The sequence below is a fragment of the Paenibacillus sp. S29 genome, assembly GCF_049319765.1.
Taxonomy (GTDB): domain Bacteria; phylum Bacillota; class Bacilli; order Paenibacillales; family Paenibacillaceae; genus Paenibacillus; species Paenibacillus polymyxa_B.
Window position 1 is genome coordinate 51760 of sequence record NZ_JBMOUI010000002.1, and the last position, 25284, is coordinate 77043.

The 25284-nt window shown below is 44.4% G+C and carries 15 protein-coding genes; 11 read left to right on the plus strand and 4 right to left on the minus strand.

Features of this window, described 5'->3' with window-relative positions; all coding sequences use genetic code 11:
• The first annotated feature begins 8 nt into the window (after positions 1 to 8).
• The 5 genes from ACL9RM_RS03290 to aspS all read left to right on the plus strand — a co-directional run bounded on the left by ACL9RM_RS03290 (position 9) and on the right by aspS (position 14973).
• Positions 9 to 8882: an SDR family NAD(P)-dependent oxidoreductase gene (locus ACL9RM_RS03290; protein ID WP_414126200.1), complete on the plus strand. Its 8874-nt coding sequence runs from the start codon at positions 9 to 11 to the stop codon at positions 8880 to 8882.
• A gap of 60 nt (positions 8883 to 8942) precedes the next feature.
• Positions 8943 to 9818 (plus strand): SDR family NAD(P)-dependent oxidoreductase, encoded by an 876-nt coding sequence (locus ACL9RM_RS03295; RefSeq protein ID WP_061828465.1) that lies wholly within the window; start codon positions 8943 to 8945, stop codon positions 9816 to 9818.
• Between the two features lie 61 nt (positions 9819 to 9879).
• The gene (locus tag ACL9RM_RS03300) at positions 9880 to 10833 is read left to right on the plus strand and encodes an acyltransferase domain-containing protein (protein ID WP_250268799.1); all 954 of its coding nucleotides are present in this window, start codon (positions 9880 to 9882) and stop codon (positions 10831 to 10833) included.
• A 31-nt stretch (positions 10834 to 10864) separates the two neighbouring features.
• Positions 10865 to 13138: an ACP S-malonyltransferase gene (gene fabD, locus ACL9RM_RS03305; RefSeq protein ID WP_250268798.1), complete on the plus strand. Its 2274-nt coding sequence runs from the start codon at positions 10865 to 10867 to the stop codon at positions 13136 to 13138.
• Between the two features lie 65 nt (positions 13139 to 13203).
• Complete coding sequence (aspS, locus tag ACL9RM_RS03310; RefSeq protein WP_323873183.1) at positions 13204 to 14973, plus strand: aspartate--tRNA ligase; 1770 nt, start codon at positions 13204 to 13206, stop codon at positions 14971 to 14973.
• A gap of 184 nt (positions 14974 to 15157) precedes the next feature.
• Here the strand turns inward: aspS and ACL9RM_RS03315 are convergent, their stop codons facing one another.
• Positions 15158 to 17101, minus strand: coding sequence for a serine hydrolase domain-containing protein (locus ACL9RM_RS03315; RefSeq protein ID WP_250268796.1), 1944 nt, complete (start codon positions 17099 to 17101; stop codon positions 15158 to 15160).
• Positions 17102 to 17358: 257 nt separating this feature from the next.
• On the opposite strand from ACL9RM_RS03315, the gene ACL9RM_RS03320 reads away from it, so the two are divergent.
• The 5 genes from ACL9RM_RS03320 (at position 17359) to ACL9RM_RS03340 (ending at position 23577) form a co-directional block, all read left to right on the plus strand.
• Complete coding sequence (locus ACL9RM_RS03320; RefSeq protein ID WP_250268795.1) at positions 17359 to 19419, plus strand: glycosyl hydrolase 115 family protein; 2061 nt, start codon at positions 17359 to 17361, stop codon at positions 19417 to 19419.
• 121 nt (positions 19420 to 19540) lie between these two features.
• Positions 19541 to 20203, plus strand: coding sequence for an S-layer homology domain-containing protein (locus ACL9RM_RS03325; protein ID WP_250268794.1), 663 nt, complete (start codon positions 19541 to 19543; stop codon positions 20201 to 20203).
• Between the two features lie 259 nt (positions 20204 to 20462).
• Positions 20463 to 21131, plus strand: coding sequence for a uracil-DNA glycosylase (locus tag ACL9RM_RS03330; protein WP_250268793.1), 669 nt, complete (start codon positions 20463 to 20465; stop codon positions 21129 to 21131).
• 16 nt (positions 21132 to 21147) lie between these two features.
• The gene (locus ACL9RM_RS03335) at positions 21148 to 21570 is read left to right on the plus strand and encodes a hypothetical protein (RefSeq protein WP_061828460.1); all 423 of its coding nucleotides are present in this window, start codon (positions 21148 to 21150) and stop codon (positions 21568 to 21570) included.
• Between the two features lie 120 nt (positions 21571 to 21690).
• Positions 21691 to 23577, plus strand: coding sequence for an Ig-like domain-containing protein (locus ACL9RM_RS03340; protein ID WP_250268792.1), 1887 nt, complete (start codon positions 21691 to 21693; stop codon positions 23575 to 23577).
• 69 nt (positions 23578 to 23646) lie between these two features.
• On the opposite strand, the gene ACL9RM_RS03345 is transcribed toward ACL9RM_RS03340, so the two are convergent.
• Entirely contained in the window at positions 23647 to 23949 is a 303-nt protein-coding gene (locus ACL9RM_RS03345; protein ID WP_013310964.1) for a hypothetical protein, read from the minus strand.
• A 387-nt stretch (positions 23950 to 24336) separates the two neighbouring features.
• Entirely contained in the window at positions 24337 to 24531 is a 195-nt protein-coding gene (locus ACL9RM_RS03350; RefSeq protein WP_061828457.1) for a hypothetical protein, read from the minus strand.
• 140 nt (positions 24532 to 24671) lie between these two features.
• Between ACL9RM_RS03350 and ACL9RM_RS03355 the strand changes: the two genes are divergently transcribed.
• Positions 24672 to 25109: a NucA/NucB deoxyribonuclease domain-containing protein gene (locus tag ACL9RM_RS03355; RefSeq protein ID WP_250268791.1), complete on the plus strand. Its 438-nt coding sequence runs from the start codon at positions 24672 to 24674 to the stop codon at positions 25107 to 25109.
• 5 nt (positions 25110 to 25114) lie between these two features.
• Here ACL9RM_RS03355 and ACL9RM_RS03360 read toward each other — a convergent pair whose 3' ends face one another.
• Positions 25115 to 25267 (minus strand): hypothetical protein, encoded by a 153-nt coding sequence (locus ACL9RM_RS03360; protein ID WP_172828254.1) that lies wholly within the window; start codon positions 25265 to 25267, stop codon positions 25115 to 25117.
• Between the last annotated feature and the right edge of the window lie 17 nt (positions 25268 to 25284).

The window sequence follows — 25284 nt, forward strand, 5'->3', positions numbered from 1 at the left end:
AATAGAAGATGAAGGACTTTTTTCAATATATTCTAGGCGAGGTAAAAAGCGGACGGATACAGAAAGAGGATGCCATTGTAAAAATACGCCAATTTCAAGCTCAAATGGCTTCGCATGAGGCCCCGCAAAGCGGAACAAGGACTGCGGGGTCCTTGGCGGATACGGGAGTCCTTATGCTTGAGCCTTTCTGGAAAGAGCAAGTTGCTCTCCAGAAAGTGGCACGCCCTGAATTTAGCCAGCATCTGGTGGTACTTTGCGAACTGGATCATTTCGCAGAGCGCAGCATTGAATCGCTCATGAAAGGAACCCGTTGTATCAAGCTGCATGCCAGCCAAAGCAGCATGGATGAACGCTTTCAGACGTATGCCCTCCAGCTGCTCACGGAAGTACAAATGGTTCTCACAGAGGAATCCAAGGGTAGCGTACTGATACAGATTGCAGTTTCCGCACAAAGCGCGCAGCAACCTTTCGCAGGACTGTTGGGATTACTGCAGACAGCTGAGAAAGAAAACCCGAAAATCGTAGGGCAATTCGTAGAATTGGAATCTGTAGGTTTGGAAGAGATGATTGAGAAATTAAAAGAGAACAGTCAATATCCAAAGGATAAAAGGATACGGTATGAGGATGGCAAACGTCTGGTCCTCGGCTGGAACGAGATGAAACCCACCGAGACAATGGGCAGAGTGCCCTGGAAGGATCGGGGGACTTATTTGATTACAGGCGGTGCAGGAGGTTTAGGACTTATTTTTGCGGAGGATATCGCGCAGCGAGTCAGGGAAGCCACGCTAGTTCTTGTAGGCCGGTCAAATCTGGACGAAGGTAGACAGGCCATATTGGAGAGGTTGAAGGCGCTGGGGGCCCGCGTTGAGTACAGACAGGTAGATGTTGCACGGAAGGAAGAGGTCTCCAAATTGATCCTTGAGATCGGGGAAGAGTATGGAGGCCTTGATGGTATTCTTCATAGTGCTGGAGTAATACAGGATCGTTTTATTATGAATAAGACACAGGAAGAGTTCGCGGAAGTAATGGCACCAAAGGTTGCCGGACTGGTGAACTTAGATCAGGCGACCAAGGAGCTACATCTTGATTTCTTTATTCTCTTCTCCTCAATAGCTGGGATTATGGGCAACCCCGGTCAAGCCGACTATTCTGCCGCAAATGCCTTTATGGATGCCTATGCCGCGTATCGAAACAGCCTTGTATCCTCAAAGGAGCGCAAAGGGCAGACGCTATCTGTCAATTGGCCTCTCTGGAAGGACGGAGGGATGCATGTGGACAATGACACGGAGAGGGCTTGGCAAAGTATTGGCATGGTAGCTATGCAAGCTTCAAACGGTATCCAGGCTCTATATAACGGTCTGGCCGCTGGTCTAAATCAGTTATTGGTCATAGAAGGTGAGCAATCCAGATTGCAAAAGTATTTCTTGGAGTCCCAACCGCAGGAGAAAGAATATGTTGAAGAGTCAGCTTCTTCAGAGGTGAATCTTGAACTGCTTCTGGAAAAAACCTTACATCAGCTAAAACTGTTGTTTGGAGAAGTTACCAAGCTGAGCATTGACAAGATTGATGTCAGCGAGCCTTTGGAGAGCTATGGCATAGACTCCATCATGATTACAAGGCTTAATCAAAAGCTGCAGGGGATTTTTGGAGAAATATCAATGACCTTGTTTTATGAATATCAGACGTTGGAAGCAGTGGCCGAATATTTTATTGCTGATTATCACAAGGAATGCGTACGGTGGACAGGAATCGGAAGCCCGATAAAGACGGAAGAGAAATCCGTCTCCATTTCCGCAACCTTGCATGCTGCCAGCGAGTTTTCTTTGTCACCCCTGCCAAAGGAAGAAAACAATCGTATCTGCAACACGGCTACTAGCAGAGACCGTGTGAAACACGAGCAAATAGCCATTATTGGTATAAGCGGACGATATCCGCAGGCCAAAAATATGGAAGAGTACTGGAGCAATCTGGAACAGGGCAAAGACTGTATAACAGAAATTCCTGCGGAACGCTGGAAGAGGGAAGGTTTCTACTGTTCCGACATCAAAGAAGCGGTTGAAAAGGGCAAAAGCTATAGTAAATATGGAGGATTCGTGGAGGATTTTGCAGATTTTGATCCTCTCTTCTTTAATATATCTCCCCGGGAAGCAATGAGTATGGATCCTCAGGAGCGAATATTCCTGGAAGAATGCTGGAAGGTTTTCGAGGATGCAGGATATAGCAGAGAACAGCTCGCCGAACAGTATAATGGCCGGATTGGCGTCTTTGCAGGAATTACCGGAACGGGGTTCAATCTATATGGACCAAAGCTGTGGGAACAAGGACAACTCGTCTTTCCGCGAACCTCCTTCAGCTCGGTAGCCAACAGAATATCCTATTTCTTGAACTTAAAGGGGCCCAGTATCCCGGTTGATACCATGTGCTCTTCCTCATTAACTGCAATCCACGAGGCCTGTGAGCATATCTTTAACGGTGAATGCGAAATGGCTGTTGCTGGAGGAGTCAACTTATATCTTCATCCTTCAAGCTATATCTTTCTCAGTACGATGAGAATGCTATCGCCTGAGGGACGGTGTAAAAGCTTTGGGGAAGGCGGGAATGGATTTGTCCCTGGCGAAGGTGCAGGGGTCGTGCTGCTCAAACCTTTATCACGAGCCATTGCAGACAAAGACCATATCTATGCGGTTATTCGGGGAACCCGTATCAACCATGGAGGAAAAACAAACGGGTATACCGTGCCTAACCCGGTAGCACAGGGTGAACTGATTAGAGAGGCTTTTGATAAAGCAGGCGTAAATGCCCGGGCAGTCAGTTATATTGAGGCCCACGGTACTGGAACGGAGCTCGGCGATCCTATTGAAATCACCGGGCTTACCCAGGCATTTAAGAAAGATACGCAGGACACGGGGTTTTGCGCTATTGGCTCGGTAAAATCAAACATAGGTCATTTAGAGGCGGCCGCAGGGATTGCAGGCATCGCTAAAATCATCTTGCAAATGAAAAACCGGAAAATTGCCCCTAGCCTGCATTCCCAAAAAGTGAACCCTAATATAAACTTTTCCAAAACGCCATTTGTAGTCCAACAGGGGCTTTCTGAATGGGAGCGTCCGATAGTGGAGGAGGACGGCGAGCAACGGGAATACCCGAGAATCGCCGGGATATCTTCCTTTGGAGCCGGTGGGGCTAATGCCCATATCGTCCTTGAGGAATACCTCCCTGCGGAACAGGATGACTTTCAAAATGCCTTTACTCCTCCAAGACCAGTCGTCGTAGTTCTGTCGGCAAAAAGTGATGGAGCATTGAAGGAGCAGGTAAGCCAATTGGTTGCTGCAATGGATCGGAATGAGTTTTCCGATCACGATCTGGTGAATGTGGCTTATACCTTGCAGACAGGACGTGAGGCGATGGAAGAACGCCTCGCTGTGGTCGTTGATTCAGTGGAGGAACTTAGAAGCAAGTTGCGGGGCTTTATTGGAGGAAGACAGAGTATTGCACAGCTTTACCGGGGACAGGCCAAGCGAGACAAGGAGAGCTTGAACATGGCCTCAGAGGAGAAAACGCTCGATAAAACGATTGATTTACAGATTCTGGCAGAAAAGTATGGCAGAATCTCAGACTTGTGGGTCAAGGGTGTCCGTATTGACTGGAGCAGACTTTACGGTAATGTCCAGCCCCGCCGTATCCCTTTACCCACATATCCTTTTGCCAGAGAACGCTATTGGATACATTTAGATGAAGAAAAGCCTGTCGTCAATGCGGTTGCACATCTACATCCATTACTGCATCAAAACACCTCCGTACTTTCTGAGCAAAGATTTAGTTCAACCTTTAGCGGCCAGGAGTTTTATCTGAAAAACTCCGTAATTGACGGAAAGCTTGTCCTGTCAGAAGCGGCATGCCTTGAAATGGTGCGGGCAGCGGTTGAGCAGTCGTTAACAGTACAGGAGAAGGGACAGGCAAACATCATTATTAAAGATATTGTATGGACACATGCTCCCGCTATAGGAGATCAGCCGTTAGAAATACATATAGGGCTCTTTCCGGGAGGTCAAGGAGCGATTGGCTTCAAAATCTACAGCAGATTAACAGAAGCCTTGGACCCTGTCTTACACAGCCAGGGTAATGCCGAATTGGAGATGTTGAATGCAGCGGAAACGTGGGATATACAGGCTTTGCAGATGGAATGCTTTCAGCATGTTTCGCCTGGGATAGACGGCGAAGCAGTGTGGGACATGGGAGCCGACGACAGTCTGGGACATCAGGCCAATGAACAAGTGCATATAGGACAGGGGTTAGTGCTGGCCAAGCTATCGTTGCCTTCCGGTATTAGGAATACTGAGGGCTTATTTGTTTTGCATCCCTTTATAATAAACGCTGCTTTGCAAATGCCGCCGGCATACTTGTTTTCGAATGATGAAAATATCATGTGGCCTTCAGGCATTGATCCTCTACAGAAAATACGGCCGACTGCCATTGAGGAGCTCGAAATATTTCGGGAATGTCCCTGTGAAATGTGGGCGTTGATCCGGTATAGCAGAGGAAGCGGGGCTGGTCATAATACGCAGAAGTATGACATTGATTTGTGTGATGAGGCAGGCCAGGTCTGCGTGCGCATAAAAGGATGCTCCTACAAGGTAGTGGGCGCATGTGAGAAAACACCTGGTGCAATGATGCTCCAACCCTTCTGGAAAGAACAGGCGGTTGTTGCGGAGGACACGATGGTTCCCATTTACGAACGACATGTGGTAATGCTTTGCGAAACAGATACCATTGCTGCAGGAGATATCGAGTTCTCCTTGGCAGGAATGGAATGTATCACTCTGCAATCCGGTATGGAAGAGATCGATCGCCGCTTCGAAATGTATGCTGTCCAGGTTTTTGAAAAAATAAAAAGTATCCTGAATGACAAACCCAAAGGCAAGGTGCTGGTGCAGATTGTAACGATGCCTCAGCATGAAAAGCTGATCTTCGCTGGGCTGTGTGGCATACTCAAAACTGCGCAAAAGGAAAATCCAAAGATCCATGGTCAGTTAATTGAAGTAGAGGGTACAGAAAAAATGAAAGGGCTCATCGAAATACTAAAGACGAGCAGCCGACACCCTGCGGATAGCCGCATCCGGTTTGCAGAAGGCAAACGTTGGGTTCCTGTCTGGAGTAAAGCAGAAATGCCGTCAGAGACACCGGATATTCCATGGAAAGACCGCGGGGTTTATTTGATTACTGGAGGAGCAAAGGGTTTAGGTCTTATTTTTGCTAAAGAGATTGCGCGTCAGGCCAAGGAAGCGATTTTGATTCTTAGTGGACGTTCCCTACTGGACCAGGACAAGCAGACCTCATTGGAGGAATTGAAGGTATTGGGCGCCCGGGTGGAATACAGACAGGTGGATGTCACGCGGAAGGAAGCTGTGGTTGGCTTAATTGAAGATATCAAACAGACATACGGCGGAATCAACGGCATCCTACACAGTGCTGGAATAATCCAGGATAACTACATTATTAAAAAGACTAGCCTGGAATTCAGGACAGTACTGGCGCCCAAGGTTGCGGGACTGGTAAATCTGGACCAAGCCAGTAAGGACATTGCTCTTGACTTCTTTATCCTGTTTTCGTCAGGTTCGGGAGTGGGTGGTAATGCAGGTCAGTCTGACTATGCTGCCGCGAATGCTTTTATGGACGCATATGCCTGGTACCGCAATACCTTGGTATCCTCCATGGAGCGTACAGGCAAAACGCTGTCCATCAATTGGCCGTTATGGAAAGATGGCGGAATGCGGCCTGACCAGGAGACGGAGAATGCCATGCAGAAGGTGGGTATGTATGCGATGAGGACAGAGACAGGAATGAGCGCCCTGTACCAAAGCATAGCCTGTATTTCGGATCAGGTCATGGTGATCGAAGGAGACGTAGAGCTAATCAGCAACATGATGATCATGGAGGGACAGCTTGAAGAAAGCGGCAAAGCATCCCGGGATCAGGCGCTCGGATCAGAAGCTAACATCGTTCCCTCCACAGCAAACAAAACAGAGTCCGGCCAAGAAGAAGACCTGTTGCGTGAAAAGACGGTCCATTACTTGAAGACTCTGCTTTCAACGTCCATCGGCCTGCCCGTATATCGAATCGAAGAGGATACACCTTTTGAAAATTATGGGGTTGATTCTATAAAGTCTATGGAGTTGACTGACCAGCTGGAGAAAACATTCGATCAGGTGTCGAGGACTCTATTTTTTGAATATCCAGATATCCGGAGTTTAACGGAATATTTTGTAGAAGCCTATCGAGACCAATTGATTGCTTTGTTTGGCATAGATCAGGTAGCGGTGGCAGGCGCGAAAACCGACACAACTTTTGCAGCAAACGAGGAAGTGTCCGGCAGAGCAGAGGACCTGCTGCGTGAAAAGACAGTCCATTACTTGAAGACCCTGCTTTCAACGTCCATCGAACTGCCCGTATATCGAATCGAAGAGAATACACCTTTTGAGAATTATGGGGTTGACTCTATAAAGTCTATGGAGTTGACCGACCAACTGGAGAAAACATTCGATCAGGTGTCGAGGACTCTATTTTTTGAATATCCAGATATTCGGAGTTTGACGGAATATTTTATGGAAGCCTATCGAGACCAATTGATCGCTTTGTTTGGCATAGATCAGGCAGCAGCTGCGGGTGCAAAAGCCGACACAACTTCTATAACAAATAAGGCAGTGTCCAGCCAGGAAGAAGAGCTACTGCGTGAAAAAATGAAAAGTTACCTAAAGAGCCTGCTCTCTTCGTCCACTGGACTGGATGAACATCGCATTGAAGAGGACAAAAATCTGGAAAACTATGGTGTTGAATCCATAAAGTCAATGGAATTAACCGATGAGTTGGAAAAAAACTTCGGACCGCTATCGAGGACCTTACTTTTTGAATATCCGAATATCCAGAGTTTAATAGAATATTTCCTGGAATCGCATCGAGGCGAATTGATTGAATGGTTTGGTATGGAGCAGGTAAAAGCCCCTTCTCCGATATTCCTTCATCCCCAATTTTCGGCAACCGAGGTAGAGCCTCCAGAGGAGAAGAAACAAGAAACAGGAGCGATGGACATTGCTGTCATCGGGGTGTCCGGGAAATATCCAGGTGCGGAAAATCTTCAGGAGTTCTGGAGCAATCTCCAAGAAAGCAAGGACTGCATTACCGAAGTTCCAAAAGATCGTTGGGAGCATGATCTTTATTTTGACAAGGAGAGAAACAAGCCGGGAAAAACCTACTGCAAGTGGGGTGGTTTCATGGAACGAATAAGCCTGTCAGAGCCAGCATTCTTTCATCTCACCCCCTATGAGATCAGTTTAATGGACCCGATGGAGCAACTCTTTCTGGGGATAATATGGAATTTGCTTGAAAGTGCAGGATATACGCGAGAGGCATTACAGAAGAAACACCAGAACAAGGTTGGCGTCTATGTGGGCGCTACGTATCACAAATACTGCTCCTGTGATACCGAACCGGACTCTGCTCAACGGGTAACATCATTTGGGTCTGTTGCAGTCGCAAACCCCATGTCGCATTATTTCAATTTCCAGGGACCGAGCATATCCATTGATACGATGAGCTCTTCCTCAGCTGTAGCTGTCCATATGGCATGTGAAAGCCTGATCAGGGGAGAGTGTCAATTAGCGGTAGCTGGCGGGGGGAATCTATTGACCAGTCCCAAAAAATATATTGAATCCAGTCAAAATCAGTTGATTGGAAGTCATGAAGATAGCAGAAGCTTTGCAGATGGGGATGGGTACCTTCCAGCGGAAGGAGTTGGAGCGGTACTCTTAAAACCGCTTCATAAGGCTGTACAGGATGGAGATTGCATTTTAGCGGTTATTAAATCCACGGCAACCAATCATGGGGGACATAGCAATGGATATACAATCCCTAACCCCAATGCGCAGGCGCAACTAGTCGAAGAAAACTTTTTGAAAGCCGGTATAGACCCCCGGACGATCAGTTATGTAGAGGCAGCCGCAAATGGGTCTACATTGGGAGACCCTATTGAACTTGCTGCTTTGAATAAAGCATTCCAGAAATTCACGACCGAGCAGCAATTTTGTGCCATTGGCTCAGTCAAATCCAATATTGGGCATGCAGAAGCGGCTTCGGGGATATCACAGCTAACCAAGGTCATATTGCAATTGTGGCATCGAAAACTGGTTCCTACCATTAAGGCCGAGAAGCTTAACCCTAATATTAATTTCAGTAATACTCCATTTTATTTGCAGCGGGAAGTTCAGGAATGGGAGCGGCCTGTAATTGAGATGCAGGGAGAAAAACGGGAATTCCCGTTGCGGGCAACCGTAAGCTCCTTTGGTGCGGGAGGCTCTAATGTGCATTTCATTCTGGAAGAATATATCCCTTCAGAAAAAGACAACATTCATTTACGAGTGGCAGATCAGCCCGAAGTGGTGATTCTCTCGGATATAAACCGGGAGAGACTGATGGCGCTTGCCAATCAATTACTGGGATATCTGGAGCAGCAGAGCGATGATGCCTTACAAGATATTGCCTTTACACTTCAGACAGGTCGCGAAGCGATGACATGGCGGGCGGCAATCGTAGCGAGTACGCGGCAGGATCTACTCACGGGTCTTAGGGAACTTCTCGAAATAGCTGATAGCGGCAACGGGCCAGAAGGGGCATCTATTCCTTTATTTATAGGAGAAAGCGCAGAAGACTCAAACACGAGTGCGCTTCTCTCAGGGAAAATAGGAGAGACCGTTTCTCAATTGCTGCTAGAGGAGAAAAACATGGAAAATATAGCGATGTATTGGACCCAGGGGGGCAGGATTTCATGGGAGGCACTCCATGAGGATAAAGATGTCCGCAGGATTCCTCTACCGATAACCCAGTTTTAAACATAAACAGGGAACCGATCACTATCAGATAGAAATTACAAATTATTCTGGAGGTAAATCATGAGGGAATTTAAAGATAAGATAGCCGTAGTTACAGGAGCTGCCAGTGGGATTGGCCGCGCTATTGCGGACCGATGTGTAAATGAGGGCATGAAGGTCGTTCTTGCGGACATTGAGGAGGAGGCCCTTCTAAGGGCCGAAAAACAATTGAAAGACATGGGCGCAGAAACGTTATCCGTAGTGACGGATATTTCCAAAGAAGCTGATATACGTGCATTAGCGCAAAAAACGGTTCAGACATTTGGAGCTGTGCATCTTTTGTTCAACAATGCAGGGGTGGACGCCGGCACGGGCTGCTTATTGTGGGAAAATACGGTGGCAGATTGGCAGTGGGTAATAAACGTAAACATATGGGGGATTCTCTTTGCAACTGAAGTTTTTGTTCCTATTATGCTGAAACAGAAAACCGCATGTCATATTGTGAATACAGCATCCATCGCCGGACTATTGTCCGGCCCCGGTAATGGAATATATAGCGCGTCAAAACATGCCGTTTTAAGCTTGTCTGAAACGCTACACCAAGAACTCAGATTGATAGGTTCCAATGTAGGAGTTTCGGTTGTCTGCCCTGGGTTCGTACGTACCCAAATTATGGATGCGGAACGGAACCGACCGACGGAGCTGAGTAAGCAGACCGGACTAGGAAATCTTCCCCCGGAAAGACAAGTCATTAATCAATTGGCCCGCAAGGCTGTCCAGAATGGAATACTTCCAGAAGATGTAGCAAATCAGATGTTTGAGGGAATCAAAAAGGGGCAGCTATATATCATAACAGAGCCGAAATTCAAACCTGCAATAAGACAACATATGGAGAATGTTCTTAACGAAAGCAATCCTACACCTTCCCAAATGCAATTAGTTCGCAATTTACTGTGAAATATTTATTTCAAATGGTTTTATTAGGATTTTAACAATGAGTATGTTGTGGGAGGTTAGAATGGACAGATCTGTAATTTTTATGTTTTCAGGCCAAGGCTCACAATACTACGGCATGGGAAAAGAATTATATAGGTTAAATTCAGTTTTTCGGAAATGGATGACCAAGTTGGATGAGATTCATACGGATATTACAGGCAGGTCCGTATTAAAAATGCTGTACGACGACAACCGTGGGAGGGGGGACGTGTTTGATAGCCTGTTATATACTCACCCTGCAATTTTCATGGTGGAGTATGCCCTCACACAGGTATTACTGGAAAAGGGGATTTATCCTGATTATGTTTTGGGTTCCAGCCTCGGTGAGTTTGCATCTGTTGCTGTGGCTGGCTGTATGAGTTATGAAGATACTCTTCAAAGCCTTGTCAAGCAAGCACAAATGGTAGAAAACTACTGTCCAAAGGGTGGCATGCTGGCCGTAATTGGCGACCTCAGTCTGTATGACCAAATATCCGTATTGAATGCCAACTCAGAGTTAGCATCAATCAACTACGACTCGCATTTTGTCATTTCTGGCAGCTGTGAGGAACTGGAAAAAATTGAACGCTACTTGATAGCTAATGAGATTATATGTCAAAGACTGCCGGTCCAGTTTGCTTTTCACTCTTCCTTAATGGACCCTATAGCCTTGGAATATACAGCGTTTTTAAAGCTTAAAACTCTAAGGAATCCGACCATAAATATGGTCTCATCTATGTACGGAGGCAAGGCGACATCCCTTGACAACCATTTTCTTTGGGATGTTGCTAGAAAACCTATCCGTTTTCGGAACGCTTTAAAATGTCTGGGAGACGGGGACGGGGTTATCTATATTGACCTTGGCCCTTCAGGCACTCTTGCTAATTTTGTGAAGTACAATTTTGGTAGCAAGAAAATGGCAAGTATTTGTTCTATTCTTTCACCTTTTCAAAACGATATGAAAAATTTGGATCGTCTATTTGAAATATTCGACTAATATGCATTCACTAGCAAAAAGGAGGACACAAATGATCGCATATCTGTTCCCTGGACAAGGGGCTCAAGCCAAAGGCATGGGAGTAGAACTATTTGACGAATTTCAGGAATTGGTTGCAAAAGCGGATGCTATTCTTGGTTATTCTATTAAAAAACTGTGTCTTGAAGATCCTGCCAATCAACTAGGACAAACGGATTTTACCCAACCGGCGCTATTTGTCGTAAACGCTTTGAGTTATCTTAATACATTAAAAGAGACTGGAAGAAGACCTGATTATGTTGCAGGACATAGCCTGGGTGAATACAATGCCTTATTTGCCGCAGAGGCATTTGACTTTGAAACGGGCTTGAAGCTGGTTAAAAAAAGAGGAGAGCTGATGGTCAAGGCTACCGGTGGTGGTATGGCTGCGGTCATAGGCTTGAAGGAGGAAGTATTTAGAGAAGTTATCGAGAAAAATAATTTAAGGGAGATTGATGTTGCCAATTTTAATTCGCCAAGCCAGATTGTCATCTCAGGACCGAAGGAAATGATTGAACGGGCGCAGCCAATTTTTGAGGATGCAGGAGCCACAAACTATGTGATTTTAAATGTAAGCGGAGCATTTCACTCTAGGTATTTGGAAGATGCCAGACAGAGATTTGAGGCCTATGCGTCACAGTTCGAATTCTCAAAATTAAAAATACCAGTCATTTCAAATATCTATGCCAGACCCTACAGGCAGCAAGATGTAAGAAGTACGCTGATCAACCAGATCGTAAGTCCGGTCAAATGGTCGGAAAGTATAAGATATCTAATGGGTAAAAATGTAACCCAATTCATCCAGGTTGGACCTGGAAAAGTCATAACAGGGTTGGTTAACGCAATACAACGAGAAGCAGAACCGCTGATTGTGAGGGAGGATGAAGAACATAGCGAGCAGGTACAGGAAGTAAAGTCGAGGAATAGTATATCCGGCCAACGATTTACGGCGGAGTCTCTTGGTCATAGCGAATTCAAACAATATTATGGACTTAAATACGCGTATCTTATGGGTTCGATGTATAAGGGAATATCTTCAAAAGAGATGGTCGTTAAGGCAGGTAAGGCAGGAATGATGGGATTCTTTGGGGCAGGGGGAGTCAAAATTAGGGCCCTTGAAGAAGCTATAAAGTATATTCAGAAAGAATTGAACCAAGGCGAAGCCTATGGAATGAATCTTATTCATGTTCCTGATCACCTGGAAATAGAAAATAACATCGTTGATTTATACATAAAATACGGTGTTAGAACTATTGAAGCCTCTGCGTTTATGAGTATAACGCCTTCTTTGGTAAGGTACAGATTGAAAGGTTTAAAACGAGATGAAAAGGGGATCGTAACACCGCAGAACAGGATTATAGCGAAAGTATCAAGACCCGAGGTTGTGGAGGCATTCTTGAGTCCTGCGCCTCAGAATATCGTAAATAAACTGCTAGAGGAAAATAGGATAAGCCGGGATGAGGCCCGGATGGCGATGGAAATTCCTATGGTAGACGATCTGTGCGTCGAGGCTGATTCGGGCGGGCATACGGATCATGCGGTTGCATATGTACTGGTTCCGTTAATGCTTAAAATGAGGGATGAAGCGTTACTTAAGTATAAATACAATAAAAGTATAAGGGTAGGGGCAGCCGGGGGGATAGGGACTCCACAAGCAGCTGCGGCAGCGTTTATACTGGGTGCGGATTTTATCATGACAGGATCAATCAACCAATGTACGGTTGAAGCAGGGACAAGTGATGATGTAAAAGATTTGCTCCAGCAGTTAAATATACAGGATACAGACTACGCTCCCGCAGGGGATATGTTTGAAATAGGAGCGAAAATTCAGGTTATGAAAAAAGGAGTTTTTTTCCCGGCCAGGGCGAATAAATTATATGATCTTTACCGTAATTATAACTCCATAGATGAAATTGATAGCGGAACCAAAAAATATATTGAAGAAAAGTATTTTAAGAAGAGTATTGAACAAGTATATGAAGATATTAAAGCTTATTACCCGGCTGAGATCATTGAAAAAGCTGAAAGAATTCCTAAACGTAAGATGGCGTTGATATTTAGATGGTACTTTACTTATTCTACACGACTTGCAATGAATGGAGACAAACACAGTAAGGTTGATTATCAAGTACACTGCGGACCAGCCCTTGGCGCTTTTAACCAATGGGTCAAGGGAACAGTCTTTGAGAATTGGAAGAACAGGCATGTTGATGAAATAGGACAAAAAATAATGGTTGAAACTGCGGAATACCTGAATGAAAGGTATAAAGCTTTAACGATAATGTGAGTATAAGTGTGGAGAAAAATAGAAATTATTAAGATAATAGGGGATAAAAGAAAGTGAGGTTTTTCATGCATAGTTATAGGACTCATAACTGTGGAGAACTGGATCAAAAACATGTCGGCGAAGTAGTGAGAATTGCAGGATGGATAAAAAATATGCGTGACCATGGCGGGGTTATTTTTATTGACCTTAGGGACCATTATGGAGTAACGCAGGTTGTTGTTTCTGATAATAACGAATTGAAAGATTTTGTATCAAAGATCAGTAGGGAGTCAACCATTTCTGTTACAGGTACTGTATGTAACAGATATGAAAATACGATTAGTCCCACTATGAAAACCGGGCATATTGAGTTAGCTGCCAATGAGATAAAAGTTTTAGGGAAGGTAGTGAATCCATTACCTTTTGAAGTAACTTTAGCAAATGAAGCTCGGGAGGATTTAAGATTAAAGTATCGTTTCTTGGATCTGCGGAATGAAAAACTACACAATAATATTATACTTCGTTCTAAAGTAATTCAAAGTATCAGAAGAAAGATGATCGATTTGAATTTTTTAGAGATTCAGACACCTATCCTGACAAGTTCATCTCCAGAAGGCGCCAGAGACTATTTAGTTCCTAGTAGAGTGCATCCAGGTCAATTTTATGCCTTGCCTCAAGCACCTCAACAATTTAAACAATTATTAATGGTTTCGGGCTTTGATAAATATTTTCAAATTGCTCCTTGCTTTAGAGATGAGGATGCAAGGGCAGACAGATCACCAGGCGAGTTTTATCAGCTGGATTTGGAAATGGCTTTCGCAACACAGGAAGATGTCTTTAATGTAGTTGAAAATATGCTATATGAAGTTTTCTCCGAATTTACAAATTTTAAAATCTCAAAGCCTTTTAGCAGGATTCCATATCAAGAAGCCATGCTCAAATACGGGAGCGATAAACCTGATTTAAGAAATCCATTAATTATCCATGATGTTACAGAGCTGTTTACAGAGACTGATTTTAAAGTATTTGAAAATAAAACGATAAGAGTTATTGCTGTTCCTGGTTGTGGTGCACAGCCAAGAAGCTTTTATGACGATATAGTAAACTTTGCTGTTGAGGCTGGAGCGAAAGGCCTATCATGGATTAAGTTCAATGATGATATGTCTCTTAGTGGCTCTATTGCAAAATTCATCTCTGAAGAGGTGAAAAACCAATTAATACATGTTACGCAAGCTAGTTCAGGATATGCACTGTTTTTTGCTGCTGACCAACTTAAAAATGTAGAAAAAATAGCCGGTGCTGTCAGAAATCAATTAGGAAAAAGACTGGATTTGCTGGAAAAGGATATATATAAATTTTGCTGGATAGTTGATTTTCCTATGTTTGAATTGGATCCTGATACTCATAAAATTGGATTTAGCCATAATCCTTTTTCGATGCCACAAGGTGGTATGGATGCGCTACTGAATATGAATCCTCTTGATATCCTTGCGTACCAATATGATATTGTGTGTAATGGGATTGAACTGTCCTCGGGTGCTGTCCGGAATCATGATACGGAGATTATGGTAAAAGCCTTTGAGATTGCAGGTTATACATATGGAGACATCAAGAGTAAATTTCCTGCACTCTTTAATGCTTTTCAATTTGGGCCGCCGCCTCATGCAGGTATAGCACCTGGAATTGATAGGATTGTTATGATCATTGCAAATGAATCGAATATCCGCGAGGTTATTGCTTTTCCAATGAATAGCAAAGCGCAGGATCTATTAATGGGAGCACCTTCGGGGGTTACTGAGAAACAATTGAGAGATGTTCATATAAAATTGGTAAATACTCAGCCAGATACAGAATAAACAGATTCAACAACATACTGAAAGCAAAGGCTCAATCCGGCACGTATTTAAATCTCATTGAGTGTGTTAAAAACTCTCCCTGCTAGATGCAGAGGAGAGCTTTTTTATTTAGCTCAGATTAGGGTTGTTCACGATGACAATCTTTATCGGTACACTGGAAGGTATGCAGGCTTATCGAGTGGAGCTATACCAAAAAGTAGAAATTATAGGAATACAGGAAAATCGAAATAGCTAGAAACGAAAGAATCAGCGTCGCGGTGTATACCTTTCTTAACAATGTAGTTTGGGTAACACTGCATCTTCTTACAGCAAGATAGGTGGCCGGTACAAAGGCAAGCCCCAGTACCCAGAAAAAGATAATATTCAAATTGAAATTGGACATAGGCTGATAGGGGTCGTCTATCAATTGGATGCTTGAAGCAATGAGATTGACGATCACAAGCAGACCCAGCAAGGGTATTACGGTTACACTGTCAGGCAAGGGAAGCCGCGAAGTACTCTTCTGCTTTCTTGCGTCCTTGAGCTTCCGCAGCCATCCAATAATACCGAAAATAGACCCAAGCGCAAACCAAATACCACATCCCCCGACCAGAATATAACTGAAAATGGATGTTTGCAGGAAGGATATCGGCAATTGGTCATCGATCACTCCATATGACAACTGCGTCACTTTACCATCGGCATTGGTTAAGAAAAAAAGACGGCTGATATTTAGGCCCGCATGATCATAAGGAGTGCTCCCGGGAGTCACACGTTCAAAAAAATAGGGTTTGGTTTCTACATAATCAACATTAATATTCATGGATGGAATACTCAGAGTGATTCCGCCATTGCCGTTGGCTGTGACCACTTCTTCCGCATTGGATAATACGGGTATAAGCTTCAATATACCAGATGATACTGCGCGAGCAGAACGGTATTTTCCCGCCACATCCCCGCTATGCTTCAACGTGCTGTCCGCTTGCGGAGTAGCGTCGGAACCCCCGACAAACAGGTCAATGAGTTCGCTTCTCGCCCCGGACATTTCATTTTCCACATTAGTCAGAATACTGATCCCAAAGTTTTGATCCGGCACGATAGAGACCAGAGAGGAGAATGAATCTGTATTTCCACCGTGCTCGATAACACGATAATCTCCCGCGAACCGTTCCCAAAAGCCATGGGCATTCCCCGGAAGCTCGGGATAGTGGGTATACGAAGCCTCATGCATTTCTCGCAAGGTTTCATTCTTGTTGAACAGCGAATATTTTAAGGAATGGTCCATGTTCAGATGAGCAAGCATAAAATGAGCCATGTCCTCCGAAGTAATGTTTAACGCACCAGCCGGCACATCATTAAAGAAAACATTCGGCTTTGCCACCCAGTTTCCATCCTTCTTGGAGTAGCCTGTTGCTTTATGTTCGATAACCTCTGGGATAAGATCATACCGTTGTGTAAAGTAAGAATGTTTCATGTCCAGAGGCTCAAATATATGTTTCTGAATATAGGTTTCAAAAGGCATTCCGGATACACGTTCTATAATATAACCGGCCAGGTTGGTCCCAAAGTTGGAATAAGCAATCACTGTTCCAGGCTCATAAATCTGTTGAGGCTGATTTCCGGGTGCGATATGCTCCTTGAGAGGCCTAAGATCAGCAGCATCATGAACCAGAAGTCTTTCCAGGCGCTCCTCAAAACCTGCCGTGTGGCTCATCAGTGATTTCAGGGTAATAGGCTTATCAAAAGAAGGCTTGAGAAAGCCGTCAGGCAAGTATGTGCGGATGTCCGTATTCAAATCCAGCTTTCCTTGCTCAACCAGTTGCATTACTGCCGTCCAGGTGAACAATTTCGATACGGAACCGGCCTCCATATAGGTTGTTTCCGTACTCATGGGTGTTTGTTTCTCGATGTTTGCGTATCCGTAACCTTTTAAAAAAACAATTTTTCCGTCCTTTACTATGGAAACCGCAGCACCAGGAATCGCTGTTCCTATATATTTTTTCATAATTTGATCTGTTCTGTTTTCGATTTCGGAAATCGGAATTCCAGAGGGAGTGGTTGGAACGGACCCAGAAGCATATGCCTGAACCGGGATAAATGCCATCAATGCCAACAGGAACAAAGAGGCAAATCGTTTTTTCAATTTCATATCAAGTCTCCTTTTTGCTGCGCTTGGATCTTTAAGAGCAGTCTGTTTTTTGGAACATTTTTAGTGTAGCAGTCAAGTCTTTCTTATTTCTCTCCTGTTCCTTACTTTTTTCTTTCTCAAATGAAGCTTCAACTCTCAAATGATTTACCGAAAAAAAGCTATATTTACGTTGGTACAGCTTTATATGTATGTTGACAACCTATAAAATAAAGACATGAAGAATCCTCATAGTTGAAAAAAATAGGAGATGACTATAAATGAAAGCCTGTGAACCTCTGACTATTTCATCTGAAAGCGGATACAATCTTCAAACTGATGAAAGTGTGCCCATTGCCCACGCTTGGAACATGATTGCGCGAGATCATAAGCAAGTGTTTGGCTGCGAGCCATTGCTAACAGAAGTAGAGCCCTCGATCATTATCCGTTATGCGCAGGAAGGAGATAGCTGTCCGCATTGGCCAGAGGGCTATTGTTTGCGTTTTGTTGCTGGTAGCAAGGGAACGGTACTCCATATTATTGGCCGTGATGAATTAGGAATTATTTATGGACTGCTTCATTACAGCCGTTTCGCTCTGGGTGTGGAGCCGTTCTGGTTCTGGGCGGAGATTCTACCGCCTAAGCGGGATACCATAGTTTTGCCGAGTCAGAATGTTGACAGTATACTGTCCAAGGTCCGATATCGGGGATGGTTTGTCAATGATGAGGTATGCTTGATTGGCTGGAAGGATGATTATCCACCGACGGAGCAGGTGTGGCAGCCCGTTTTTGAAGCGTTACTGCGCTGTGGTGGAAATATGGTGATTCCCGGAACCGATTTACCACGCACAGGTATCCATCATAAGCTTGCAGCAGACATGGGCTTATGGATCACACATCATCATGCTGAACCGTTGGGGGCGGAGATGTTTTTGCGCGCCTTTCCGGGTAAACAAGCTAGCTACAGAGAGCATCCCGAGTTGTTCGAACAGCTGTGGCAGGAAGCGATTGAACGGCAAAAGGAAGAGAAGATTGTATGGGTATTATCTTTTCGCGGGCAGGGTGACAAGCCTTTTTGGGAAGATGATCCTTCCTTTAATACGCCGGACAAACGTGGACAATTAATCTCATATGTGGTTCGCAAGCAGTACAATATGATCTGTGAATTTGTGGAGCATCCCGTGTGCTGCATGGCGATGTATGGTGAGATTGCCGAGTTATACAAGCAGGGGCATATTGAAGTACCCGAAGGGGTGATCAAAATATGGGCTGACAATGGTTACGGTAAAATGGTATCTCGGCGTCATGGGAATCTTAATTATCGTGTACCAGCATTGCCTGAGGCGCAGGATGGGGGCAAGAATGGAGTATATTACCATGTGACCTTCCACGACTTGCAAGCGTCAAACCATCTTACCCAATTTCCCTCCTCAGCCAGCTTGATTGTAGAGGAATTAACAGCAGCGTTTACTTCAGGGGCGGACGAGTACCTGCTGGTCAATTCAGGTAATATTTTGCCACATGTATATACGCTGGATTTAGTAGCAAATTTATGGACAAAGGGTGAAGTGGATGCTGAAGATCAGCTTACTGATTTTATCGGGCGGCTGTACAGTAGTCAGCTTCAAGAGATTTCCCAATTATACCGGGATTATTCCCGCTGCACTATAGTTTATGGCCCGCACAAGGATGATCGGGCAGGGGAGGAATTCTATCACCATCCAGCTCGGCAAATTATGGGGTATTGGCTACAAGGCAAGGAAAGCCGTGATGAACGGCTGTACTGGGCTACTGGAGAAAGGACTTTTCCTGAACAGGTACGCTGGTTCAAGGAAAAAGCCGAGTCGGCAATCCCGGACTGGGTTGAACTGCGAGAGCGGTGTCTACGAATCATGAAGCAGTTGTCAGAAGATGAATGTCGAAGGCTGTATAATCAACTGCTTGTGCAGATTGAACTGCATCTAAGTGGCTCACGTGGACTGGCAAGCTTATGTAGCGCTTATGGGCTGTTCCTTGAAAAAGATTATCCACGAGCATTTATACAAGCTTCTCATGCCGTTTGGAGCTACCGAATGGGTAAAGAAGCTTTATCGCTCGCAGGAACTGGAAGATGGGAGCATTTCTACCGGGCAGATTGGTTAACCAATCTAGATAACACTATTTCTCATGCGGACACTGTGCGGAGATTTCTTCGTCTTCAGGGAGACAGTCCGGATATGTTCCTGTGGTCCAAACAATATTTAATGCCAGAAACAGAGAAACATATCTACCTAGAGAATACGCATCGCAAGCCCCTTTCCGATGATGAGTTGGCACGCAGTCTGGAGAAGGTATTATATTAAAAAGGGAAGGCATGTGGCATAAGAAGCAACAGCGTCTGCCTGCAACCTTTCCAGCTTATACTACGTCAATGAAGTTGTTAATGGCCAAGCGGCCTAATTCAACTACAAGGTGGAACTTAACATGAGTATGAGAAAAAGTGCATTTGCAGCCATTACAACTGTAGCCATTTTGTCCTTCTCCATTGGAGGTCAAATGTCTGCGGCAGACCGTCAATTTAAGGATTTGGATAACGTAAGTGGTAAAGAAAAAATTATATCCCTTAAAGATCAGGGTCTACTCAAAGGTGTCTCTGACACGCAGTTTCTCCCGTCATCTAAAGTGACCGCTGCCCAAGGCATTCAGTTGATCTCCGGCGGACTCCAGCTCAGTTTGGCCGCGATTGATTTTAATAAGGCGCCACAGGCCAGCGGACTGTTTACCCATGTTAAGGATACTGCATGGTATGCCGAAGCCTTTATCAACGCGCATTATAATGGCGTAGAGATTCCAAAGGATATTGATCCTGCCAAAGCTCTGACTAAGGAAGAGTTCACCCACATGCTGATTCAGGGCATGGAAAAAGCAGGCGTTCTTCCGATGATTAAAATTGCACCTGCGAATATTGCGGATGACAGCGAACTGGAGCCTTCTTACCAAGGTAGCATTCAACGCTCGCTAGTCTACAAGGTCAATACCTTGGATGCAAATGAAAAGTTTCATCCAAAAAAAGAGATTACACGTGCCGAAGCTGCTGTTATGTTATATAATGCATTGGAATACCTGAATGCTCATACAAAATCGTAATAAATACAGCAATAAAGAGCTTTTCTTCTGAGGGAATTAAGCTTTCAGTTACTTGACATCATTATCGTTAATGTTATAATAAGGAAATCGAATTTAGACCTGCGGTAGCTGATTACCGTAAGGATATTTTCCTGGTCCTTCGGCATATAACACAGGTAACGAATAAATAAGCTGGCTCCGGATGAGGAGTTCAGCTTATTTTTTTGGATCAAAAAGCTTACCGTTTTCACAGATCTACATATTGAGAGGAGACAGGGGTATGTTTGGGAATGACTGGGATGATGTACTACGAGAAGAGGTCGAAAAGCCATACTTTAATGAATTAAGGCATACGTTAGCCCGAGAGTACAAGTTACATAAGGTATATCCTCCAAAAGAAGACTTGTTTTCCGCACTTAAATTAACGCCATTTCATCTGACCAAAGCGGTTATATTGGGACAGGATCCATATCATGGAGAGGGACAAGCTCACGGTTTGAGCTTTTCTGTTAGACCTGGTGTGCGAACACCGCCATCTCTACTAAATATATATAAGGAGCTTCGCGATGATATCGGTACTCCCATTCCGAATCAGGGATACCTCGTTCCTTGGGCTGAGCAAGGTGTGCTGCTGCTAAACAACGTGTTAACCGTACGTGAAGGACAACCGCAATCTCACCAGGGAATAGGTTGGGAACGTTTCACGGATGCTGTCATTGAAGCGATTAATGAGCGCGAGCAGCCAGCAGTGTTTATTTTGTGGGGGAGCCATGCTCAGAAAAAAGCAAGCTTCGTGAATACCAGCAAGCATTTGGTGCTGAAATCCGTTCATCCGAGTCCATTGGCGGCTCACAGAGGCTTTTTTGGCAGCAAGCCTTTTTCGCGTACCAATGCATTTTTGCAGGAGCATGGAATGGAGCCGATTCGGTGGGAGATTCCTAACCGCTAGCACTGGAGGTGAGGACATGCGTCAATGGAAGGGACGTCAGGTCATTTTATATCACGGCAACAACGATCATACCCAGAAGGTGCGCGGCACGCTTGAAAAATGGGATGATATACGAAAGTGCGTTATTTTAGGCCCGAAAATGCTGGCTATTCCTTTTGAAAATATTACGTATATTACCATGCTTCCTCCGGGGCGTGAGCGTAGAAGCCGCCATCCGGCGAAGCTCAACGCTATCGGTTATGTAATGAGTGTTCCGTTACAGTTTGATAATGCCATTCATTTTCAGTCGGCGGTGACGATTTGGAGAGAAGATCAGCTGATTGCTTATAATGTAAAGCTGGTTAGTCACTCGGCACACAATGTAATCCTTGAAGATGGACAAACCTTATCTAAAGAAGAGCATTTGTTTGTGGTAAGGTCACTGCGTGGAGAACTTTAACTGTAATTATTCACCTTTTTTTGATGAAGGGTTCAATTTAGTCAGCTGCTAACCGATAAAAGTAATGGGATTGTTAATTATATCCTATTTTATAGAGATGAAACTAAGGGAGAGAAACGAATGGAGCGTATGAAACGTATGAGCAAACGGAGTACCTTCTTACTTGCTTTGCTGATGTTTGTATTTGCAGCATGGCCAGCGGGTTTGATCCGGGCTGAGGAGAGCACGACCTCCACGGTACAGTGGGACAGTCAAAATCCGACTACATTGAATCTGGGTGGAAGCCCCGCTCAATTAAAAGTGTGGTCATTGACTGAAAAGGGCAAAGAAGATGTTACCCAAAAGGCAGAATGGATCTCTGGGGATTCAAGCATTTTAAAGGTTGATAAGGGGCTCATTACTCCTGTGTCAAAAGGGCAGATTAAGATTGTTGCCACATATGAGAAGCAAACGGTAAGTACAACGATTACAGTAAAATCGCCTTACAGCAAGCTGCAATTAAATCCGTCTAGTCCCATTAATTTGACGATTGGCGGAGAATCAAAGCAATTGACTGCTCAAGGTGTACTTGCTGGAGGTGGGACGGAAAATGTATCCGGTGTCGAATGGACTTCTTCGAATGCGGCTGTTGCTACCGTTGAAGATGGTCTTGTTCGTCCACTTGCCAAAGGCGTGACTTACATTAAAGCAAGCAAAGATGAACTTAAAGCACAAACGATTGTGTATGTGCGTTCTTCTTCTCAGGCGTTAGTATTGAGTGCAACTGGGGCCAAATCGGTCTTTCTGGGTAGCTCCCCAATTCAGGTTAGTGCAACCGATGTCAACCTGACTGGCGGCAAAACAGATGTAACCAACACGGCAGAATGGACTTCCTCCAATCCGCTGGTTGCCACAGTCGAGCAAGGTAAAATCACACCAATGGATGCAGGCAATTCGACGATTACAGCGTCCTATCACGGTTTGAGCAAGACTCTGAAGATTAATGTACTTCCAACGGTTGAAAAACTGGTTTCGAGCAAAGCCAGTCTGACTCTCGAAACAGGAGGCAAAACTTCTCTTCCGAGTATATCTGCTTATTTGGTCAATGGGGCAAAAAAAGCAGTTCAATCCGATGTAAAATGGAGCTTAAGCAGTGAAAGTGCAGTTAAAATAGCAAATGGTAAGCTAGTTGCAGTGAACCCAGGCAGTGCAACATTGACAGCAACGGTAGGTGCACTCAAACTGGATATTCCAGTGACTGTGCAATACAAAGTGCTCAAGCTGACCGCTTCTGAGAAAAAATATGTATTGGTTGCAGGCCAAGAAGCAAGTATTCCGACAGTAAAAGCACACATGGCTGGTGGCGGAATACTTGATGTTACCAATCAGGTAAGCTGGGTAGGTACAACAGCCGCAGTTACAGTAGCAAATGGTAAAGTAAAAGCGGTGAATGGCGGTAACTCTGGAATCAAGGCTATGTATATGAACAAATATGTGAAAGTACCTGTCATTGTGGAAGGAGCCATTTCTACATTGACACCAAGCTTTTCGAGTGCTGATATGAATTTGAAAGGAAGCAAGTCCATCAAAGTCATCGGCATATATACGGAAGGTAAAAAAGCTACGCTGAGCAGTAAAGTGAAATGGACAACATCGAATGCTTCCGTAGCGATCGTAAAAGGCTCTTCCATTAAAGCCGTTGGAATTGGAAACGCAACGATTACGGGCACATATCAGGATAAGTCGTTTAACGTTGAGATCAAGGTCACACCTAAGCTGCTCAAACTGGTATTGAGCAATAAAAACCTGAAGCTACCTAAAGGTTCCTCTCAAGTGCTTAGTGTGAATGCAGTTTATGATTCAGGTGCAACTACCGATGTGACAAGCTCAGCGGTATGGACATCTTCCAAACCGTCGATCGTACAGGTTACTGGCGGTCAGGTGAAGGCGATTGATACCGGAAGTTCCAGTATCAAAGTAGTTTATGGTGGTAAGACTGTAGCGACATCGGCTAGAGTGTTAAAATAGTCTACGCATATTGCCACATCCACTTATACAAAATAACCCCCGGTCCAAAGACCGGGGGTTATTTTCAGCTTATTCTACGCCGTCCTGATAATGATTTTTCCAGTGCTTATCGCCTTTGTGTGCGAAGTCTTCAACTGTCTTTTCCAAAGTAGCTACCAGTTGGGCTTTAATCTCAGAAATTGTGTCTCGGAACAGTCTTTCTTCCGTACCATTAATTTTTTCACCATATAGAGCCTGAGCGGCTATAAATTGACGATGTTGCTCCACAAAACTGTCAATCGAATGCAATGCATGCTCCACGTATTGGGAAATGCTATGATGCTCGTTAGGCAGTTGCAATTTTAATTCATGAACTCTGTTTAATAATGCCATGATGATCACCTCGTGGGTTTTGTTATGTCAATAATTATACATTATTTTCGGAAAACTTTCATTAAATTTTGATTAAAATGTGACTTTTATTATGTCATGATTGCATTTTCACTGGTGATCAGGCATAATTTTCGGAATTTTTTCGTTCTTTCCTTTGTGCCGTGATTTTAAAATTTAATATATATGATACGAAGATGATATAAGAGCAAGCTGCGACAGCTGTCTTTCTGACATGTTATAATGGGGAAAAAGCCCAGTCGGAAAGGTTGTCAGTAAGGTATGAAGCTTTTTAAAGGTTTATTTTGGGGGATTCTGATCAGTCTTCTCCTGTGGTGTGCTTTGTTCGGGCTTGTCCACTGGATGTCTCATTAAGTCGCTCCCTGTATCTTATACAATAACTCTTGCGACCGTATCCACGTCATTAACGGAAATCGTATATACGTGTTCGTCATCGTAGAGCTTGAATTGCTGAGTTTCTTGGTCAGATAGGAGCTTAGGCCAGCCAATTAAGGTACTTCCATTCAGTAACCGGACTACAACGGCTTGCATTTGGCTCACGGCCAGTTTGATCTCATCGTTCATTCGTACAACCTCCTCTCTATACTATTTGTCGTCGAATATTCAACCTTTTTTTATAGTCAGTAAGGGGTTACAAAAAATAAAATCCGGGGATTACCTTAGTTGAAGGTATCTACTGGAATAGCTTGAAGGGAAGAGGGAAATTGAAGAAAAAATTGCTAAGTTTTATAGCTTTAGTGCTGTTAGCTGCGGGCGCGTACTGGTTTGAAGGAGGCAATCTTCTTACGAAAATGACAGGAGAGAACCCGCCTTCATCGGCTCAGGTTACGCTGCAATTCCCGTCAGGTCGTTACCCTGAAACAGCGCAGCATATTAAGGAAGCCATTCAGGCGGGAAAATCACCGGTATGCACAATTGATCGTGAAGGAGCCGAGCAAAATCGCAAGCATTCGCTTGCAGGTGTTCCCACTCGTAAAGGATACGATCGTGACGAATGGCCGATGGCTATGTGCTCAGAAGGTGGCAAAGATGCAAATATCAAATACATAGCCCCTAAGGATAATCGTGGGGCAGGATCATGGGTCAGCCACCAATTGGATGAGTATAAGGATGGAACTCGTGTGAAATTTGTTGTGAAATAGTGCTGTTACTTTTTATTACCTTGGGCTGTTTCCTGTCTGGCCTTAATCAACGCCAGAAAATCAAAAAAATCACCTAGTGTATTGAAGCCGGCACCTAAAATGGCCAAGTCTTCAGCGGATAGTTGGTCAAACCATTCCATTTGCTTAGCATCAAACATATTATCACCGCCAACCA

Coding starts and splice junctions, on each gene's coding strand:
- ACL9RM_RS03290 (WP_414126200.1), top strand. CDS start 9: ATGAAGGACTTTTTTCAATATATTCTAGGCGAGGTAAAAAGCGGACGG.
- ACL9RM_RS03295 (WP_061828465.1), top strand. CDS start 8,943: ATGAGGGAATTTAAAGATAAGATAGCCGTAGTTACAGGAGCTGCCAGT.
- ACL9RM_RS03300 (WP_250268799.1), top strand. CDS start 9,880: ATGGACAGATCTGTAATTTTTATGTTTTCAGGCCAAGGCTCACAATAC.
- fabD (WP_250268798.1), top strand. CDS start 10,865: ATGATCGCATATCTGTTCCCTGGACAAGGGGCTCAAGCCAAAGGCATG.
- aspS (WP_323873183.1), top strand. CDS start 13,204: ATGCATAGTTATAGGACTCATAACTGTGGAGAACTGGATCAAAAACAT.
- ACL9RM_RS03315 (WP_250268796.1), bottom strand. CDS start 17,101: ATGAAATTGAAAAAACGATTTGCCTCTTTGTTCCTGTTGGCATTGATG.
- ACL9RM_RS03320 (WP_250268795.1), top strand. CDS start 17,359: ATGAAAGCCTGTGAACCTCTGACTATTTCATCTGAAAGCGGATACAAT.
- ACL9RM_RS03325 (WP_250268794.1), top strand. CDS start 19,541: ATGAGTATGAGAAAAAGTGCATTTGCAGCCATTACAACTGTAGCCATT.
- ACL9RM_RS03330 (WP_250268793.1), top strand. CDS start 20,463: ATGTTTGGGAATGACTGGGATGATGTACTACGAGAAGAGGTCGAAAAG.
- ACL9RM_RS03335 (WP_061828460.1), top strand. CDS start 21,148: ATGCGTCAATGGAAGGGACGTCAGGTCATTTTATATCACGGCAACAAC.
- ACL9RM_RS03340 (WP_250268792.1), top strand. CDS start 21,691: ATGGAGCGTATGAAACGTATGAGCAAACGGAGTACCTTCTTACTTGCT.
- ACL9RM_RS03345 (WP_013310964.1), bottom strand. CDS start 23,949: ATGGCATTATTAAACAGAGTTCATGAATTAAAATTGCAACTGCCTAAC.
- ACL9RM_RS03350 (WP_061828457.1), bottom strand. CDS start 24,531: ATGAACGATGAGATCAAACTGGCCGTGAGCCAAATGCAAGCCGTTGTA.
- ACL9RM_RS03360 (WP_172828254.1), bottom strand. CDS start 25,267: ATGTTTGATGCTAAGCAAATGGAATGGTTTGACCAACTATCCGCTGAA.